Source organism: Leptospira biflexa serovar Patoc strain 'Patoc 1 (Paris)' (assembly GCF_000017685.1).
GTDB classification, from domain to species: domain Bacteria; phylum Spirochaetota; class Leptospiria; order Leptospirales; family Leptospiraceae; genus Leptospira_A; species Leptospira_A biflexa.
The window spans coordinates 1,051,465-1,068,269 of sequence record NC_010602.1 but is presented as its reverse complement, the minus strand read 5'-3'; the positions used below and the strand labels follow the sequence as shown (position 1 = coordinate 1,068,269).

General features: G+C 42.0%; 18 protein-coding genes. 8 read left to right on the top strand and 10 right to left on the bottom strand.

All coding sequences use genetic code 11. The features are described from left to right. Positions 1 to 33: 33 nt before the first annotated feature. The gene (locus tag LEPBI_RS05030) at positions 34 to 447 is read left to right on the top strand and encodes an acyl-CoA thioesterase (RefSeq protein WP_012476185.1); all 414 of its coding nucleotides are present in this window, start codon (positions 34 to 36) and stop codon (positions 445 to 447) included. Here the strand turns inward: LEPBI_RS05030 and LEPBI_RS05025 are convergent. The 5 genes from LEPBI_RS05025 to LEPBI_RS05005 all read right to left on the bottom strand — a co-directional run bounded on the left by LEPBI_RS05025 (position 431) and on the right by LEPBI_RS05005 (position 4,479). Beyond that, entirely contained in the window at positions 431 to 1,027 is a 597-nt protein-coding gene (locus LEPBI_RS05025; protein ID WP_012388029.1) for a UbiX family flavin prenyltransferase, read from the bottom strand. The two genes, LEPBI_RS05030 and LEPBI_RS05025, sit on opposite strands and share 17 nt — an antisense overlap. Beyond that, a complete protein-coding gene (locus tag LEPBI_RS05020) occupies positions 1,024 to 1,935 on the bottom strand; it encodes a UbiA-like polyprenyltransferase (protein ID WP_012388028.1) in 912 nt (303 codons plus the stop codon). The genes LEPBI_RS05025 and LEPBI_RS05020 overlap by 4 nt, the downstream gene beginning before the upstream one ends. Before the next feature lie 802 nt (positions 1,936 to 2,737). Beyond that, on the bottom strand, positions 2,738 to 3,379 hold the full coding sequence (locus tag LEPBI_RS18865; protein ID WP_012388026.1) for an endonuclease III domain-containing protein: 642 nt from the start codon (positions 3,377 to 3,379) through the stop codon (positions 2,738 to 2,740). A gap of 26 nt (positions 3,380 to 3,405) precedes the next feature. After that, positions 3,406 to 3,696, bottom strand: coding sequence for a 50S ribosomal protein L28 (gene rpmB, locus LEPBI_RS05010; RefSeq protein WP_012388025.1), 291 nt, complete (start codon positions 3,694 to 3,696; stop codon positions 3,406 to 3,408). Positions 3,697 to 3,714: 18 nt separating this feature from the next. Further along, positions 3,715 to 4,479 carry an LOG family protein gene (locus tag LEPBI_RS05005; RefSeq protein WP_012388024.1) on the bottom strand — a complete coding sequence of 255 codons (765 nt, stop codon included), beginning with the start codon at positions 4,477 to 4,479 and terminating at the stop codon, positions 3,715 to 3,717. 34 nt (positions 4,480 to 4,513) lie between these two features. Here LEPBI_RS05005 and LEPBI_RS05000 point away from each other — a divergent pair, with 34 nt between their 5' ends. Next, positions 4,514 to 5,362: a hypothetical protein gene (locus LEPBI_RS05000; protein WP_012476184.1), complete on the top strand. Its 849-nt coding sequence runs from the start codon at positions 4,514 to 4,516 to the stop codon at positions 5,360 to 5,362. Here the strand turns inward: LEPBI_RS05000 and LEPBI_RS04995 are convergent. Together LEPBI_RS04995 and LEPBI_RS04990 are read right to left on the bottom strand one after the other, a co-directional pair. Next, on the bottom strand, positions 5,313 to 5,522 hold the full coding sequence (locus tag LEPBI_RS04995; protein ID WP_012388022.1) for a hypothetical protein: 210 nt from the start codon (positions 5,520 to 5,522) through the stop codon (positions 5,313 to 5,315). The genes LEPBI_RS05000 and LEPBI_RS04995 overlap by 50 nt on opposite strands. A 60-nt stretch (positions 5,523 to 5,582) precedes the next feature. Then, positions 5,583 to 6,479 carry an aldose 1-epimerase gene (locus LEPBI_RS04990; RefSeq protein WP_012388021.1) on the bottom strand — a complete coding sequence of 299 codons (897 nt, stop codon included), beginning with the start codon at positions 6,477 to 6,479 and terminating at the stop codon, positions 5,583 to 5,585. Positions 6,480 to 6,534: 55 nt separating this feature from the next. Here LEPBI_RS04990 and sppA point away from each other — a divergent pair, with 55 nt between their 5' ends. The 3 genes from sppA to LEPBI_RS04975 all read left to right on the top strand — a co-directional run bounded on the left by sppA (position 6,535) and on the right by LEPBI_RS04975 (position 9,666). Next, complete coding sequence (sppA, locus tag LEPBI_RS04985; protein WP_012388020.1) at positions 6,535 to 7,533, top strand: signal peptide peptidase SppA; 999 nt, start codon at positions 6,535 to 6,537, stop codon at positions 7,531 to 7,533. Between the two features lie 20 nt (positions 7,534 to 7,553). After that, the gene (locus tag LEPBI_RS04980; protein ID WP_012388019.1) at positions 7,554 to 8,981 is read left to right on the top strand and encodes an MBOAT family O-acyltransferase; all 1,428 of its coding nucleotides are present in this window, start codon (positions 7,554 to 7,556) and stop codon (positions 8,979 to 8,981) included. Positions 8,982 to 9,042: 61 nt separating this feature from the next. Next, entirely contained in the window at positions 9,043 to 9,666 is a 624-nt protein-coding gene (locus LEPBI_RS04975) for a hypothetical protein (RefSeq protein ID WP_012388018.1), read from the top strand. Between the two features lie 65 nt (positions 9,667 to 9,731). Here LEPBI_RS04975 and LEPBI_RS04970 read toward each other — a convergent pair whose 3' ends face one another. The 3 genes from LEPBI_RS04970 to LEPBI_RS04960 form a co-directional block, all read right to left on the bottom strand. Continuing rightward, positions 9,732 to 10,172 carry a tetratricopeptide repeat protein gene (locus tag LEPBI_RS04970; RefSeq protein WP_012388017.1) on the bottom strand — a complete coding sequence of 147 codons (441 nt, stop codon included), beginning with the start codon at positions 10,170 to 10,172 and terminating at the stop codon, positions 9,732 to 9,734. Positions 10,173 to 10,430: 258 nt separating this feature from the next. After that, a complete protein-coding gene (locus LEPBI_RS04965) occupies positions 10,431 to 12,848 on the bottom strand; it encodes a penicillin-binding protein 1A (protein WP_041769968.1) in 2,418 nt (805 codons plus the stop codon). 5 nt (positions 12,849 to 12,853) lie between these two features. Further along, positions 12,854 to 13,807 (bottom strand): MBL fold metallo-hydrolase, encoded by a 954-nt coding sequence (locus LEPBI_RS04960; protein ID WP_012388015.1) that lies wholly within the window; start codon positions 13,805 to 13,807, stop codon positions 12,854 to 12,856. A gap of 58 nt (positions 13,808 to 13,865) precedes the next feature. On the opposite strand from LEPBI_RS04960, the gene LEPBI_RS04955 reads away from it, so the two are divergent. From LEPBI_RS04955 to glyA, 3 genes are read left to right on the top strand one after another with little or no spacing between them, the layout of a single operon-like run. Further along, positions 13,866 to 14,690 carry a rhomboid family intramembrane serine protease gene (locus tag LEPBI_RS04955; protein WP_012388014.1) on the top strand — a complete coding sequence of 275 codons (825 nt, stop codon included), beginning with the start codon at positions 13,866 to 13,868 and terminating at the stop codon, positions 14,688 to 14,690. Beyond that, positions 14,687 to 15,556: a lipoate--protein ligase family protein gene (locus LEPBI_RS04950; RefSeq protein WP_012388013.1), complete on the top strand. Its 870-nt coding sequence runs from the start codon at positions 14,687 to 14,689 to the stop codon at positions 15,554 to 15,556. Before LEPBI_RS04955 ends, LEPBI_RS04950 begins: the two co-directional genes overlap by 4 nt. Continuing rightward, positions 15,553 to 16,803 carry a serine hydroxymethyltransferase gene (gene glyA, locus LEPBI_RS04945; RefSeq protein WP_012388012.1) on the top strand — a complete coding sequence of 417 codons (1,251 nt, stop codon included), beginning with the start codon at positions 15,553 to 15,555 and terminating at the stop codon, positions 16,801 to 16,803. Before LEPBI_RS04950 ends, glyA begins: the two co-directional genes overlap by 4 nt. Positions 16,804 to 16,805 lie beyond the last annotated feature (2 nt).

Sequence of the window (16,805 nt, the reverse complement as noted above, 5' to 3'; positions counted from 1 at the left end):
TCGAATAAATCGAAAACATATTTTTTGGTATTTATGGTCGAGACAATTCAGAACAAACTCCGGGATATGGAACTTGTCACCCAACACTTGGTCCAACCAGACGATTTAAACTACCACAACAATCTTTTTGGGGGGAAAATGCTCTCCTGGATTGATGAGGGAATGGCAATGTATGTCATGAACAAAATCCGGTACACAAACATTGTGACCATGAGTATGGACAATGTGGTGTTTCGCTCGCCGGCTCGGGCGGGTGACATCATCCAAATCTATGGAAAAATCGTAAAATACGGAAAATCTTCCATCACCTCACGAACCCTTGCCATCACAAACCACCCCCAAACGGGAAAGATGTCTGCCGTGATTGAAAGTGACATCACCTACGTGTGTTTAGGTGAGAATGGAAAACCCACAGCCTATTTCCGTAACTTTACCCCTCCCACTTAGGGAAGAGGGTTTGCGAATGGCCAAGTAAATTCAGAATCCTCCCTGCAATGAAATCACCCAGATCATCCAATGTTTTTGGCATTTGGTAAAACCCAGGAGATGCAGGTAGGAGGATGGCACCCGCTTCATCCAAAGCCAACATATTGCGGAGGTGGATGCGGTTATAGGGAGTTTCTCTTGGCACAACAATGAGGCGCCTTCTTTCTTTGAGTGTCACATCGGCCGCACGTTCAATTAAATTTTCCGTAAGACCTGCTGACATCGAAGCCACAGTTTTCATGCTACAAGGAATCACAACCATGGCATCCCAAACATTGGAACCACTGGCAATGTCTGATCCAATATCCAAAAAATTGCGCACATGGAATTTGTGTTTGGGTTTTACCTTCCACTTCTCTTCCACAAACAATAAAATGTCTTCAGTAGTTTTGACACTGGTTTCATACTCTTCTGAAAAAATGCGAAGTGAGGCAGGACTTGCTGTGATATAGGTTTCACCTTCGATCGAAAACAAAGCCTTTAAAAATCTTGCGGCATAAATGCTTCCACTCGCCCCAGCAAGACCCACAACGAGTTTCATCGAAAACTGATCCCTGAAGAAATTTTAAGTAAAAACTCATTCCATTTGTCAAAGAGAATGGCTAAAAATAAAACCACACTGATCCAGGAATTGATTTGGTAAAAAATGAGAGGTAGGTCTTTTGATTTGTATTGGTAAGAAATTTTGTGTTCATACATAACCAAAATTCCAATCACAGAAAGGATGAGAAAATACATAAACCCAAGTTCGGCACTGATCCCAGCAAAGATAAAAAACACAAAAGACAAACTGTGTAACACCACGGCAATGATTCGTGATTTGGTTTCTCCGAGTTTTGCGGGAATGCTGTGGAGGTTTTCTTTGGCATCAAAGTCCATGTCTTGGATCGCATATAACACGTCAAAGGCGGCAATATGAAACAATAGTCCCAAAGAAAATAAAATGGGAACTAGGCTAATGGTTTCAGTAATGGCAATCCAAGCACCAAGTGGGGCAAGGGAGATGGCAAAACCCAAAACCAAGTGACAAAACAAAGTGAATCGTTTGGTCAGCGAATACAAAAAAAGGATGAAAAGAGCAGGGAAAGAAAGTAAAAACGCCAGTTTGTTTACAAAGAAACTAGCAAAGATAAAGATAAAGGACGATAACCCAATGAAAAGAAGGGCCGATAGTTTTGAAATTTTCCCTGCAGGAATTTCACGATTTTGGGTGCGTGGGTTTTTTTCATCAATTTCAGAGTCTACGTAGCGGTTAAACCCCATCGCGGCACTCCGAGCACTCACCATACAAACAAGGATAAGTGCACCAATCCGAAGCAGGTCACCCGTATCCAGACTAGACTCTAAGTATGCGAGAACAAAACTAATCCCAGCAAAGGGCAGAGCAAAGAGTGTATGGGAAAATTTAACCATTTTAGCGTAGAGAAAAAGATTTTTGAAGAAGTTCATGGCATCCTTTCTGCCCTTAGTTTAGACAGGCCGTAGGTTTTTTGGTTCATTCTGTTTCGAATTCTTCCGTTCTTAGAACCAAGGTCACAAAATATGAATATCCGTCTTTCCTTTCTTGGAAGATTCTCCCTGTCGATTTTGACAATTGGATTATTTCTTTCCGTTTCAATGGTTTTTGCTCACGAAAGTTTGGAAGACAGACCCCTTCGTTTCTTTTTCCACTGCGGAAAAGACCTATTCACGAAAATGGATGAGGAAGGACGCGGGGGACTCAGTGCCCTCCTTGGGTTTGTGGAGAGGGAGAAAATGGATTTGGACTTAAAACGTGGAAAAGGGTACATGTTGTATCCTTTTGGCAAAAAAGACAAACCATTGGAATTTCCATTTGATGGATTCCATTTATCCAAAACCATAGAGATGGAACATGGGCCCGTCAAACTAGGTTTAGGTTCTATAGAAGGACTCATTACTGCCAAAAACACTGAGGAATTAGATGGTTGGATTGTTTATGTGGGTCCAGATGAAGAAACCAAAATCCCCCTCATCCCTTGGCAAAACCACCCGGATCTTCCCATCTTTTTACTCGTCGAAAAAAAACCACAAGCAAGGTTTCGTTACCTTTCCAATGTGCACCAAATTGAATGCCCAAAAGACTATGGAAGGCTTGGTACACTCAATTTGTTTTTTAGGAAACGAAACTTGATTCGAATGGATTATAAACTGGAATCCATCAATCTCACGGACCGCAATCGTTCTTGGAAACAAAGAAAGGAATCAGAAACAGAAGAAGGTTTGGAACAACCTATTCCGAATAAGAAGGACATAGGGAAGAAAGAGGGCAATCCGAACAAAATGTACGGCGAGCCTGGCAATACTTCCGACCGAGAAATATTAGGTAAAGAGATAGGTTTCGGCAAATTTCCTTAGGAGTGATCTTCATCATTTCCCGTTCGATTTGAATGGGATCCGTTTTTTTGGTAAACCCGAGGCGTTTTGTGAGCCGTTTCACATGGGTATCCACCACAAATCCTTCCACCACTCCATAAATTTCAGCAAGCACCACATTGGCGGTTTTTCTCCCGAACCCAGGGAGCCGAATCGCCTCCTCCATTGTCTTTGGAAGTTCCCCACCAAATTCAGAAAGAACCATCCTCGCAAACCCTTGGATGCTTTTGGCTTTGTTTTTATAAAACCCAGTGGAGAAAATTTTCGTTTCAATCGCAGAAAGAGGGGCTTTCGCAAAGGACTCGAGGGTAGGAAATGCAAGAAAGAGTTCAGGTGTGACTTGGTTCACACGTTCGTCCGTACACTGTGCACTGAGGATGACAGCGATGGCAAGCTCGTATGGTATAGAAAATGTAAGGGGGGTTTCTACGACACCGAACTCCGCCTCCAAGAGACGGTAGACTTCGGTGATTTTTGGTGTTTTTTTGGATCGTTTCAATCCACAAACAAACTTAAATCTGAAATTTAAGCAGTTGCTACTGGTTGTGCTTTGGGAGTGATTCCTACGTATTTTTTAGGAGTGATCGCAGTGATGTCACCGCCGTGGTCTTTGATTGCCACTTTCAAACCTTTTTTACGAAGGGTTCGTAAAGCACGTGTAGAAATCTTCACGCGAACCCAACGGTTCTCGTCTTCCAAAAAGATTTTTTTTGTGATCACATTCACCTTCCAGATACGGCGGTTCTTTTTATGAGAATGGGATACGTTGTTCCCTGCCGTTGTTCCTTTTCCGGTTACTACACATGTTCTAGCCATAATTATTACCTTGTTTCGCTATGTTTTTGTACCCTCAGAATGGGTCAATTCGAAACGAATCTTTTCCTGAAAGAATCGGAGCGCCTCGATGGGTGAATCCGCATAACCAAATAAATGGAGATCCTCTTCCGAGATGAGACGCATCTCCGCTAATTTTTTGAAATTGATGACCTCTGACCAAAATTTTTTCCCATATAGGAGAATGGGGATCGGACTTTTTTTCCCTGTTTGGACGAGAGTTAAGGTTTCAAACAACTCATCAAAGGTTCCGAACCCACCAGGGAAGGCAATCATGCCACGACAGGTCTTCATAAACCAAAGTTTCCGCATAAAAAAATAATGAAACTCAAATGTCAGCTCTGGGTTCACATACGGGTTTGGGTTTTGTTCATGCGGAAGCACGATGTTCAGAGCCACCGATTTGGACCCGGCTTCTTTGGCACCGCGGTTCCCCGCTTCCATGATCCCAGGCCCTCCACCCGTACAGATATGCAAATTACGATCGGGGATCTCTTGTTTTAAAACATCGGCCCACTCACTGATCAAACGTGAGACCTCCCTTGCTTCTTCATAATACTGGCTCAGTTCATTCAGAGGGGAATAACCTCCGACTTTTTTCGCTTCGGGGGAAGGAATCCTGGCTGATCCAAAGACAACGATGGTGTCCGTGATCCCGTGCGCTTTCAGTTCTGCCTTGGGGTGGAGGTATTCCGAAAGGATCCGAATGGGACCTGCCTCATTTCCCCATAAAAAACTTTGATTCTCAAAGGCTAAATCTTTCATCTTGTTATCATAGATCGACCGATTGGTACTAAAAATGCGGAAATTCCAAAAAACTTACGAACTCACTGTTTCCTTAGAACATCTCCCTATCCAGGAAACAAAATTACAACAAATGGTATTGGAATGGGAAGAATTTGGATTCCCTTTTTGGAATCCCTTCCAAGTATTCGATTGGAAAACAAAACCAGAACCACTCTCTCATTCTTCGTTCTCGTTTGTTTTATTCCAAAACTTAACTTTCTTAGAATCGATCACATACTATCTCTTCCCAACATGGTTTACAAAACAGAAGTTAAATCACCTAACAAATATTTTACGGGAAAAATTAGGCATTGGAACTAGGCCGATCCAAAATCCAAGTATTTTGAAAACCATCACGAGGTGGTGGAAAGAACCTGTGAAATTGTACTTAGGGAATTTGGAAATAGTGCAAACAAGGATGGAAATGTCGGGAATTCAAAACCCAACAGGGTTTCGGCACATTCAATTCCATTCAGGGGAATCACAAATTTTATTTCGGATAGGATACCTAAAGGCCATCCAATACCGCTTCTCACTCAAAAAATTCAAAGCCCCGTTTCCGAAACTTGCTGAGTGTTACATCAAAACAAGAGACAGTCACATGGACAAAAGTTTCGGTAGAGTGTACGATAGTTTTTTAGGATACCTACTCGAGACTACTAGCGACGAATACTTGTTAGAGTATTTTGGACTTAGACCATTGGTTCCAAATTCCATTCGAGAACTCATTCCCATCGAAATCTGGAACCAAACAACTCCACTACAAAATTCAGATTGGGTATTAACCAATCTGAACGCAGAAGAACTTCAGTTTAGGACTGTCTACCAGGTTTCCACTTTTTCGCCGCATCATCTAAAATAACAAATCGTGAATTTTTACCGATGACAACCTCATTGATCTTTTGGTCTTGTAAGGCTCGGTAAACAGAAGTTCGACTCGTGTTTTTTTTCTCAGCGAAATATTTGATCTCCAAAAGGTTTTTACTAATTTGTTTACAAGTATTCACTAGGGCATCTGACATTGGGGGACTATCCTCTTTTTTTTTGTTAGACAGTCTGTTCGATAAAGAGATGGATTTTTTTTAGAATTGATCCAACCGAATCGAAAATTGAATTCTTTTGACAGAATGCGGAGCGATCATATTAGGATTAGCACCAGGGAAGTGTAAAAAATTCCCAGTACTTGTCATCGGTTCAATCGCGATGGACCGACGGTCTTGTGGGGTGTACACTTGGTAAAAATTGCCACCGGAGATCAGTAGTTTTTCTTTTTTGTTCATCGAAAAGAGGCCAATGTAGGGAATTTCATTTCCTTTGGAAACATAGAGATCATCCAAATTTTTTCCCATGAGTGGAATTTCTCCATGGAGCAATAATTCGTCATCTAACACACGTTCTGGCAAAAGATAATCTCCTAGTTTGATTTGGTGAAAACCAGATCCTATGAGAAATAAATCATCAATACTTTCCTCCTCGTTCCAACGAAAGTAAGGATGGATCCCTAAAGCAAAAGGGAATTCGACGTCGGAAGTATTCCCAAGTTCATAGATGATTTTGAGTTCGGATGGGAAAAGTTGGTATGTTTCTTTGACTTCAATTTTGGAAAGTAAGGTCCCTTCCCAGGCTTTTGGAATCTCCATCGAAAAACTCACGAATGACTCATTCTCCCCTTGTTTCTCCTCGGAGACAGTCCTTGGCAAATTGTGGAATAAACCGTGGAGTGGGATCCCGTTCCCGTCTGTCAGCCAATGCGTGCTCGGGTAAAACGGCTCCCGTGCCCATGGATTCGGCTCCAAACGGTTCACCCAAGGGAACATCAAAAACGAACCAGAAGCAAAAAAGGGATCGGGTGGTTTATGCCCTGCCACAACGGAGACACTGGACCCGTCAACAGGGGAAAGGAGGGACAAATGCAACCATTGCCCACCGCCTGTGGGTTCTGTCTCAAACCTTGAGAATTTAGTTTTCAGTTGGTGCAAGATTTATCTCCCAAAAATGATTGAAGTCAGAGTTTGCCATCTTAGAAAGGTTTGTATGCCTTTAAGAAAGTTTGGTCTTATCCGTTCCGTCGTTCTTCTTTCGGTTCTTTTTACAGAATCATGTGTCATTGGGAATAGTATGAATCTTTTCCCTCCAACCGCAAAGTCTGAATTCGAAGAGAAACTCATCGCAGGAAAGGATCAAGAAAAAATCGTAATTATCTCCATCGAAGGGATGATTTCTGACGAAGGAAAAGAAGCCTTTTTTGGCCCCTCTTCCGATTCCATGGTCGTCCGAGTGAAAGAATCTTTGAAACGTGCCGAACGGGACCCTGATGTCAAAGGTGTGATTTTAAAAATCAACTCACCTGGCGGAACGGTCACTGCGAGCGATATCATTTACCAAGAGATCAAAAAATTCAAAGAAAGAAAAGGGATCCCTGTTTTTGCAGGTTTTATGGACACGGCTGCCAGTGGTGCTTATTACATCGCCATGGCGACGGATTCGATCGGTGCTCACCCAACGACTGTTACAGGATCGGTGGGAGTCATCATGTCTGGGATCAATGTCAAAGAAGGATTGGATAAAATTGGAATCAAAGACCAATCCTTTACTTCTGGTCCAAACAAAGCACTTGGTTCACCGACAACGGAAATGACTGCGGAACAAAGAAAAATTTTACAATCCATCATTGATAGTTTGTATTCCCGATTTTTTGAAGTGGTCAAAAAAGGTCGCCCCAAAGTTTCCGAAGCAAGACTCAAGGAAATTTGTGATGGAAGGATCTTTACGGCAGAACAAGCGCAAAAAGAAGGGATGATCGATTTTATCGGATACTTTGATAATTTTGTAATCGAACTCATGAAACACCCGAAGTATGAAGGAAACCCACAAGGTTCACCACGAATTGTGACTTACCAAAGAGGGAAAGTTCCTGTCGAAAATATCTACCAAGCAACAGATGTGAAAGGGAACCCAATTTCATTTGGAATCGCAGATAAACTTCTAGGAACAGGAACGAACGCGAAGTTTTTATATCTCTGGGATATCTAGTTTTTAAGGTTACCTAATTCATGTTATTCAATTCGATTCCGTATTTAATTTTATTTGCTCTCACATATTTGATCTATTGGAACATTCCACAGAAGGGAAGAAAACCCCTTCTTGTGGTTTCATCCCTTATTTTTTATGCCTATTTCAGTTTCCCTTTTTTATTCCACTTCCTTCTCGTCATTCTCATCAACTATGGGTTTAGCGAATGGATGTTTCGGAAAAAAGACAAGGGAGAAAAACACGACAATGTCCTTTATACCATTGTCATCTTAAACGTTCTCAACTTAGCTTTTTTTAAGTATTTTTACTTCATCACAGATTCTTTGTTTTCCTTAACTGGGTATCCTAGTTTTAAAGAGATTTCAGGTTCTTGGAGTATCTTTTTACCACTAGCCATCAGTTTTTATACCTTCCAAATCATTGCCGTCCAAGTGGATATCCACCGAGGGATCATTGAGAAACGTATGTCCACTGTGGATTACTTTTTATTCATCCTCTTTTTCCCACAGCTGATTGCAGGGCCGATCATGAGGTCTCAGGATTTCCTACCGCAACTTGACCACCCAACGATTGACCCTGACCGAATGAAAAAAGGAATTTTTCTCATCATTGGTGGATTGTTTAAGAAGGTGATCATTGCAGAAAACATCGCTCCCATCATCTCTCCTTTGTATATGGATCCAGGGAAGTATGATAGTTTTTCCATTTTTTTTAGCGTACTTGCCTTTGCGATCCAAGTCTATTGTGACTTTTCTGGTTATACGGATATGGCGCGGGGCTCAGCCAATTTATTAGGTTATGAAATTCCGGAAAACTTCCAAGGACCGTTTTTTTCTCAGTCGTTCCGTGAACTTTGGAGCCGATGGCACATCACCTTATCTTCATGGTTACGAGACTACATCTACATCCCATTAGGTGGGAGTAAAGGTTCCATTTTTCGATCTAATTTAAATTCATTCATCACCATGTGCCTGGGAGGTCTATGGCATGGAGCCAATTGGGCCTTTGTCCTTTGGGGGGCCTACCTGGGAGCACTCATTTGGATCGAACGATCCTTGTATTTACACCGAGGGAAAAAGAAATTTATCCCTGATACCTTTCCATTGGCGGGGATCATTCGCACCATTGTGATTTTCATTATCTTCACATTCTCTGGGGTATTTTTCCGGGCAGCCGCACGTGGGGCAGAATCCTTAAATGTAGCGTATGAAATCTTCAAAGGAGTACTGACCCTTCGGAACACGGGGGATACTCTCGCTCGTGTCGACGAACTCCCTACTTTCATAGCACTGGGGTTGATGTTCAATTGGTTCCAATACTCACCTCTTGTGTATGAAAAACTAAAACCTTTCCAAAATATATTACTCCCCATTCTATCAGTTGTGATTTTACTCCTTTTAGGAATCTTTGGGGATGGTGGGCAAGATTTTATCTACTTCCAGTTCTAAACTAAATTCCATCAGAGAAACTCACTCCTCAAACAACCAAAAGAAGACGACCCTACTTCTTTTGGTTTTGTCTTTTTGCCTCTCCTGTTTTTGTACCCCAAAACTGGGATGGATTCGAACACTTCCATCTGATTTTCCAAGAGATTCGAAGTTACCGTTAGGAAACTATGAGAGACCTACGGAAAAAAAATCTGCCATGGGATCCAAAACCTTTCAATTGGTTTGGTCGGAAACCATCCATATCCTTACCGATCAAAAATTTAAAAAAGTTTGGAGAGAATGGCGGGTGTATGATGATCATATCTTGTTTCGCCAAATCATTGGGAAAGGTGAGTTTGAAAAATCGAATGATTGGGTTTTATTTTCCACAAAGGAATTGAATACAAAGGAATGCCAAGTTCCCCTCACCCCAAAGCAGAAAACAAAACACCTCACCAAACGAATTCCTTGTGAAACATTTACTTTGGATGAAACAAAAAAATTCCACCACAACTTACTGTATGATTATGACGGTCATTCCTTATATCCTCTCCAATATGAATCAGGATACGTAGAAGCTAATTTTGGAATTGCTTGGGAATCGGATCTAGCGTATCAAAAAACGAAACTATTCGAAATTGCTAAATTGAAGTATGGAAAAAAAGAATTCCAACCCCACGTGTATCATCACGTGAAGTTGGATTGATTCGAAGAAGAATCAAAAAAAGGGTAACCATCTCTAGAAAGAATCATAACAATATGGATTTTGGATTATCGAACGGCAACCACAGCACATGCCTTTGCAAATTCTTTTGATTCCAATTCTGCTTTTTGTTCAAATTTTGCAATTCCGTGTTCACGAAATGCATCACTTGCTTTCTTCGCATACAGGGAGGCTTCGCAGAAGTTACCAGCCTTTGAATAAGCTTGGCTTGCTAGGTATTGGATGGATGCAAAACTTTTGTGAGTTTTCATTCCAATCGCTTCACGGATTTTGATGGCTCGGTCATAATGAGTGGATGCCAAATCAAACTCTCCCATTCCTTCCTCTTCGTTCGCCATTTTGACGAGTTCATTGGAAATGGCAGCCAAAGTTTCGTTATCGTACTGGCCAATGAGGGAAGAAACATCATCATTTAAATAAGAAGACTCACCTGCTTTCACAGAGAAGTTGATAGCCAAAAGGATGATGGTTAAGAGTAGTTTTTTCATATTCCCTCCGAACGAACCGTTCAGTAGAATAGATGCAACTATCGTGCCAAAAGCATATTGGGCTTAAAACCCCAGAGAATGGCGATCCTCGAATGGGAATGGCCCCTTGGGTTGAGAAAAATGCTTAAAATTTACACAGAATGACTTGTTTCGAAGGAATTGGTTCCCATCCGTGAGAGATGGGGAATGAGATGCCGATTTGCACCGGGGATGGGAGGAGGCGATTCACTCCAATCCTCGTTTGATTTTGGGTCGAATTTATTTGAGCTCGTCGTCGGAAATTTCCAACTCTCTCTGCAAGAAATCATTTAAGTCCATAGAGCGGTAATGGTCCCTGTCTCCATCACACTGCCTTCCCCCAGGAACGGCCAAAGTCCGACCAGCAATGGTAATGGGTTTTAGGAATAAATTTCCCGTGAGAGGGCAATTGGGTCCAGGAGACAGTCCGTTGAAGGCACAGGTTGCGCCTTTGACCACATCTGCTGGGATCTCTTCCGATTTTCCATTGGGATAAAAACTTGGGTAAGGTCCTTCATTATAAAACCGAGAATACATCTTACCCCAAATCGGAGCGGCAACTCCCGCAGCGGTCACACCTTTTCCTAAGGATAGAGACGATTTATCAAATCCCATCCATACGATAGAAGTGTATTTCGGGTCAAAACCAGCATACCAAACATTGGTATAGGAAGAAGTGGATCCTGTTTTACCACCTGATTCCCCTTTGTAATTCCCCTTGTCCGCTGCACGTAAAGCTTGGGTGGGAGTTCCCCCCATAGCCACACCAATTAACATTTGTTTTATGATATATGCTGTGGCTTCGGGAATGATTTGAATGGTCCCGTTTTTTGCTTCTTCAGCCAAAGTTTCTTGGACCTCTTTTTCCTTATTATAAACCACCGTTCCACTTTGGTTTAATACATAACGAACGCTAAATGGAATCACATCCTTTCCTTTGTTGGCAAGAATCGAATACCCAAGTGCCATTTCATAAGGAGTGAGTTCTGCCACACCAAGTGCCAGGGCAGGTCCCGTTGGGAAACGAGATTTATTTGTTTTGGTGACTTTTGAAGCAAAATCAATGACGGAGTCCGTCCCAGTTCTCATGAGAACTTGCACTGAAACAATATTGAGTGATAAAGATAAGGCACGCGATAAAGGTACCATCCCACGGAAGTCGCCGGAGATATCTTGAGGAGAATATCCCTCCCCTTCTTCTGTAATCGTTGTGAGTGGAGCATCCATAATCCCCGTTCCCGAACCAACGGCCCTGTTTTGGATGGCCGCTGCATACACAAACGGTTTGAAAGCGGAACCGGTTTGGCGTCTTGCTTGCATGGCGCGGTTGAATTGGTTTTTAGGAGAAAATCGAGATCCTCCTACCATGGTTTGGATGTATCCTGTTTGGTGGTCAATGGTAATCACTGCACCTTCTACGTGTAAGTTGGAGGAAAACACAAGAGACGACCTTTGGAATTCTTTAACAGCCGCACTTTCGTTTTCCGAAGGCACAAAGTCTGTTAATAGTTCGAGAGCGGGTGCCATTTCTTTTTCCAAATGCAAACGGAAAACTTGCCTGTCATCAAGGCTTGTCACATACGGCACACCCACAGGGAAAATAGAACTAAACAAATTGTATAAAGAAACGAGGCCTCGATCCGCCCGTCCCGCATAACGAAAGTTTGCTCCAAAAGCATATTTATCTTGTTCGATTAGGCCTTTTCGAAGTTCTTCTTCTGAAATTTCTTGTTTTCTCACATCTAGAGTGGTATACACTCGTAAACCACCTGTGTACAACGCTTCTTCGCCCAATTCCTTTTCTAGGATTTGGCGCACCCACTCTGTAAAATAAGGAGCTCTATTGAGTTTGGCACCCCAAGTGGAACGAGACGGAGATTGTGTGATGACAACAGGCCAATAACGATCCCAAAAATCATCATGGATCTTTTGCACTTGGTCTTTAGGGATGAATCCATTCTTTGCCATAAGTCCAAGCACTACCATATGCGCTTGTTTGGCTTCTTTGGGATTTTTAAAAGGAGAATAGGTTACAGGGGCTTTCGGCAAACGGGCAAGCATTGCTGCTTCTGCAATGCTTAGGTCCCTGACATCTTTTTGGAAATAAACATTAGCCGCAGAAGACAAACCAGTGGTTCCATGTCCCAAATAAATGAGGTTAAAGTAAATTTCCAAAATTTCTTCTTTGGTATATTCTTGTTCAATTTGCAGAGTGAGAAGCGCTTCTAAGAATTTACGTCCAAAGGTTTTTTTCCTTTGTTGCAGAATGGTTTTTGCTAACTGTTGGGTTAATGTGGATCCACCTTGGACGATCCGTCCTGCGAATATATTTTTAATCGCAGCGCGTACAATTGCCAAAAAATCAATTCCAAAGTGGTTAAAAAAGTTATCATCCTCAACTGATAAAAAGGCATGGATCACATGTGGAGGGATGTCACTGTATTTTAATAATTCTTGTTTGTGACGGTAAAGTTCCGCAACTAGGATTCCATTGGTATCATAAAGTTTTGTTGGTGTTGTGGGCTGATAGGATGCAAGCTTTTGAAGTTCTTTTCCTTTGTTCACTTCGGAAAGGATGTATCCAAAAAAAAGTCCACCAAATAAGGCAATACTAAAGAATGTTGTGATGGTGATACGTAGTGTTTTTTCTTTGTTCATAGTCATTATAGGTGGAACCTTAGTCCTTCTCTTGCTAAATGAATTTTTAATTTCTTTTCGCCTAATTGCTGTTTGTGCAATTTGGCACTTTCATATATTTCATAAATTTTTTCGTCAGAGTAACTTGGTTCGTGATGAGTAAGCACCAAGTTTTTCACACGCCAAGCTGAGGCACAATTCACAGACATGGTATATGCTGTATGCCCCCAATCAAATTTAGAAAAAGATTCATCGAGCGTATATTGGGTGTCGAGTATGAGTAAATCGGCGTCAGCAAAAAAAGGCATACAGTCGTGGATGAGATCCATATCTGCTCCCGTAAATTCGGCATCGGTTGCAAAAATAAAAATTTTCCCGGCTCGGTTTGTGAATTTATACGCAAAGGATCCACCTGGGTGTTTGAGAGGGTAACATTCCACTTTGAGTCCCGAAGGAAATTCCAAAACATCCCCTGGGAAAAACAATTTGAACTCTTTTGCGGAACCCGTTCCATCCAGAGGAACGGGGAAAAATTCTGGTTCTTGTTGGGTATGTAATCGTTTTTCTAAATCAGAATAGGGAGAATAAAAATGCAAATGGAAGTCTGGAAAATAAATGGGTTTAAAAAAAGGTAGGCCTTGGATGTGGTCCCAATGGGTATGAGTGATGAAAAACGAAATGGTTTTTTTCAATTGGTTCGTGAAGTATTCGGAAACAAGTTCATCCCCTAAATTACGAAGACCTGTCCCCATGTCCAAAACATAGGTTTCCCCATCATCATCTGTGACAGAAACACAGGTTGTGTCAGATCCTGTGACAAATTTCAAATGGTACGGGAGATTTTGCCAAAATTCATCCGCTGACCCTTCAGCCCCAGATTGTTTGTAGAGGTCTAGAATCTCGATTATCTTTTTGCGGTAGTCTTGGTTTCGGAGGGGGCTCGCAATGGAACCGCGGACTCCGTAGAGTTGCACAATCACTTCCTCGATGCTAGGAAATCGACTTTCCTTGTCACTCAAGATTTACGACCTTGAATTTATGGCCTCTCGTACCCCAGGATATGAACTTCGATTTGGACCTCCCATGGTCCCTGTTGTCCGCACTCTCATTTTCATCAATGTCATCTTCTTTATCCTCCAATTGGTGATCAAACTTACCTTCCACTCACCTCTGGTGGAACTCTATTTGGGACTCTCTCCAGAACTCGTGTTCCGAGGTTGGGTCTGGCAACTTGTGAGTTATGCTTTTTTACACGGAAGTTTTTTACACATCCTCTTCAATATGTTAAGCCTTTGGATGTTTGGGTCGGAACTGGCAGAAGTTTGGGGTGAACGAGCCTTTCTTAAATTTTATTTTTTTACCGCATTCCTTGGTGGGATTGGTACCATCACAGCCCAATACTTTGGGATCCCCCAAGGTGTGGTCGTTGGAGCTAGTGCTAGTATCTATGGATTACTTGTCGCTTACGGAATGACTTGGCCGAACAGAGAACTTCTCGTCTTTCTCATCTTTCCCATGCGAGCCAAATACTTTGTGATGATTGTGATGCTTATGGTTCTTTTTGCGCAAGGAGAACGGGTGGCTCACTTTGCTCATTTGGGTGGTGCGATTGGTGGTGTGATTTTAATGAAACTGTATACAGGTTGGAAAGGAACCAAATCTTCTCTTCCCACTTGGTCACTCTCACGGTATTTACAAAAACGTAGATTTATGCGTTACCAAGAAGAGATGGCGAAACGAGAAAATGCCAAATCGAAAGTGGATGAACTTTTGGAAAAAATTTCGAAAAACGGAATGGAATCTCTTTCTAGAAAAGAACGTAAGTTTTTAAACGAAGCTAGCCAAAAATACTTCAACGAGTGAATCCAAAAGTATTTTTTTTCCCTCCGATCCCTCCAAGATCGCCTTATTATAATTTGGCGGTCGAGGAAGCCATCGCCGTAAATTTAGTCAACTCACAGATCTCAGCAGGGATCCGATTATGGAAAAATCCAGACTCCATCATCCTTGGGCTTTCTGAAAACCCATACCGCAATATCAAAGAAGAAGTAGTGAGTGCCTACGAAAAGGAAGTAAACGAAGTGGGTTTTGGGAAAAAACCAAAACCAAACTTTTGTTACATTGCCAGACGTGCTTCTGGTGGAGGGACTGTTTTCCATTCCCTAACTGGTAATATCAATTATTCGCTTTATTTTAATTTAGAGACTCGAAAGGAATTATTCCCAGTAAAAGACAGTTATGATCGAATCTTGGGAATCATCTCAAAATCATTATCCCACCAAAACATCCAGTCCTTTCCCAAAGGGAAATCCGATCTCGTTTTGGAAAAAGATGGTGTTTTCAAAAAAATTTCGGGGAATGCACAATTTCGCAAACGTGGATGTATCGTCCAACATGGCACCTTAATTTTAGAAGAGGACCTCATCAAACGAGTGGGCGAAGTTTTACACCACCCGCCAGAAGAACCTGATTACCGCAAAGAAAGATCCCACAAGGAGTTTCTCACATCCTTACCCACGTTTTTTTCGGAAGAAAAATGGGCAGTGGATTTGGTACGAGAAGTGTTCCAATACTTGGGAGAACCCATTCCCAGTGATTTTTCAAAAATTTCCTTCTTTTCGCAGGACTTTTCTACTTTTCGGAAACAAGTGCTCAGAGAATCTGAATCTATTCGCAAGAAGAAATACCAAAATCCAGAATACACACTCCATAGAGAAATTCCGACATGAGTTATTTAGAAAAACAAGATCCCGAAGTTTACGCCGCTTTAAAAAAAGAAGACGAAAGACAAGAACATTCCCTCGAAATGATTGCGAGTGAAAATTTTGTTTCGCGTCCTGTTCTTGAAGCTTATCATTCTACACTGACCAATAAATACGCGGAAGGGTATCCTGGAAAACGTTACTACAATGGTTGCGAAAATGCTGACAGAGTGGAAGAACTCGCCATTGAAAGAGCCAAAAAAATGTTTGGTGCTGAATATGCAAATGTCCAACCACATAGCGGTGCTCAGGCGAATATGGCAGTTTTCCTTGCAACCCTTGAACCAGGAGATAGTTTCCTTGGAATGAATTTGGCACATGGCGGCCACCTAACACACGGTAGTGCGGTAAACATCAGCGGAAAGTATTTTAAACCAATCCCATATGGAGTGGATGAAAAAACAGAAACCATCAATTACGATGAAGTGGCAAAACTAGCAAAAGAACACAAACCAAAACTCATCGTTGTGGGTGCATCAGCTTATCCTCGTGTCATAGATTTTAACAAATTTAGAGAAATCGCAGATGGAATTGGTGCCAAAATCATGGCAGACATTGCACATATCTCTGGTTTGGTGGTAGCTGGTGAACACCCAAGTCCCATTGGAGTTTGTGATTTTGTCACTACCACAACGCATAAAACTCTACGCGGACCAAGAGGAGGACTGATTCTATCTTCTTCCGAACATGAAAAGATTTTGAATTCGAGGGTGTTCCCTGGAATCCAAGGTGGACCGCTCATGCATGTGATTGCAGCAAAAGCAGTGGCCTTCGGAGAAGCCCTCCAACCAGATTTCAAAACCTACATCAAACAAGTGGTAAAAAATGCAAAAACCCTTGCGGAAGTGTTCCAAAAACGTGGATTCCGAGTGGTTTCTGGGGGAACGGACAACCACATCGTTTTACTTGATGTTTCAGTGAAAGGACTCACAGGAAAAGATGCAGCCGATGGCCTCGATCATATCGGTGTAACGGTAAACAAAAACGCAATCCCTTTTGATAAAAATCCACCCGCAGTGGCATCAGGGATCCGACTCGGAACCCCTGCTCTCACCACAAGAGGACTCAAAGAAAAGGAAATCGAAGCCGTTGGCAATTTGATTTGTGATTACTTAGAACATTTTGGTGATACAAGTTTTGAATCCAAAGTGAAGGCAGCTGTGAAAGAAATCACAGGAGCTTTCCCAATGAACCATTTCCGATTGGAAGACTGATC

What these genes read in the sequence shown, in the direction of transcription:
- LEPBI_RS05020 (WP_012388028.1), bottom strand. Translation starts at nt 1,935, where the DNA reads ATGAACTTCTTCAAAAATCTTTTTCTCTACGCTAAAATGGTTAAATTT.
- rpmB (WP_012388025.1), bottom strand. Translation starts at nt 3,696, where the DNA reads ATGGCTAGAACATGTGTAGTAACCGGAAAAGGAACAACGGCAGGGAAC.
- glyA (WP_012388012.1), top strand. Translation starts at nt 15,553, where the DNA reads ATGAGTTATTTAGAAAAACAAGATCCCGAAGTTTACGCCGCTTTAAAA.
- sppA (WP_012388020.1), top strand. Translation starts at nt 6,535, where the DNA reads ATGCCTTTAAGAAAGTTTGGTCTTATCCGTTCCGTCGTTCTTCTTTCG.
- LEPBI_RS04995 (WP_012388022.1), bottom strand. Translation starts at nt 5,522, where the DNA reads ATGTCAGATGCCCTAGTGAATACTTGTAAACAAATTAGTAAAAACCTT.
- LEPBI_RS05000 (WP_012476184.1), top strand. Translation starts at nt 4,514, where the DNA reads ATGCGGAAATTCCAAAAAACTTACGAACTCACTGTTTCCTTAGAACAT.
- LEPBI_RS05025 (WP_012388029.1), bottom strand. Translation starts at nt 1,027, where the DNA reads ATGAAACTCGTTGTGGGTCTTGCTGGGGCGAGTGGAAGCATTTATGCC.
- LEPBI_RS04955 (WP_012388014.1), top strand. Translation starts at nt 13,866, where the DNA reads ATGGCCTCTCGTACCCCAGGATATGAACTTCGATTTGGACCTCCCATG.
- LEPBI_RS04965 (WP_041769968.1), bottom strand. Translation starts at nt 12,848, where the DNA reads ATGAACAAAGAAAAAACACTACGTATCACCATCACAACATTCTTTAGT.
- LEPBI_RS05005 (WP_012388024.1), bottom strand. Translation starts at nt 4,479, where the DNA reads ATGAAAGATTTAGCCTTTGAGAATCAAAGTTTTTTATGGGGAAATGAG.
- LEPBI_RS05030 (WP_012476185.1), top strand. Translation starts at nt 34, where the DNA reads ATGGTCGAGACAATTCAGAACAAACTCCGGGATATGGAACTTGTCACC.
- LEPBI_RS04980 (WP_012388019.1), top strand. Translation starts at nt 7,554, where the DNA reads ATGTTATTCAATTCGATTCCGTATTTAATTTTATTTGCTCTCACATAT.
- LEPBI_RS04970 (WP_012388017.1), bottom strand. Translation starts at nt 10,172, where the DNA reads ATGAAAAAACTACTCTTAACCATCATCCTTTTGGCTATCAACTTCTCT.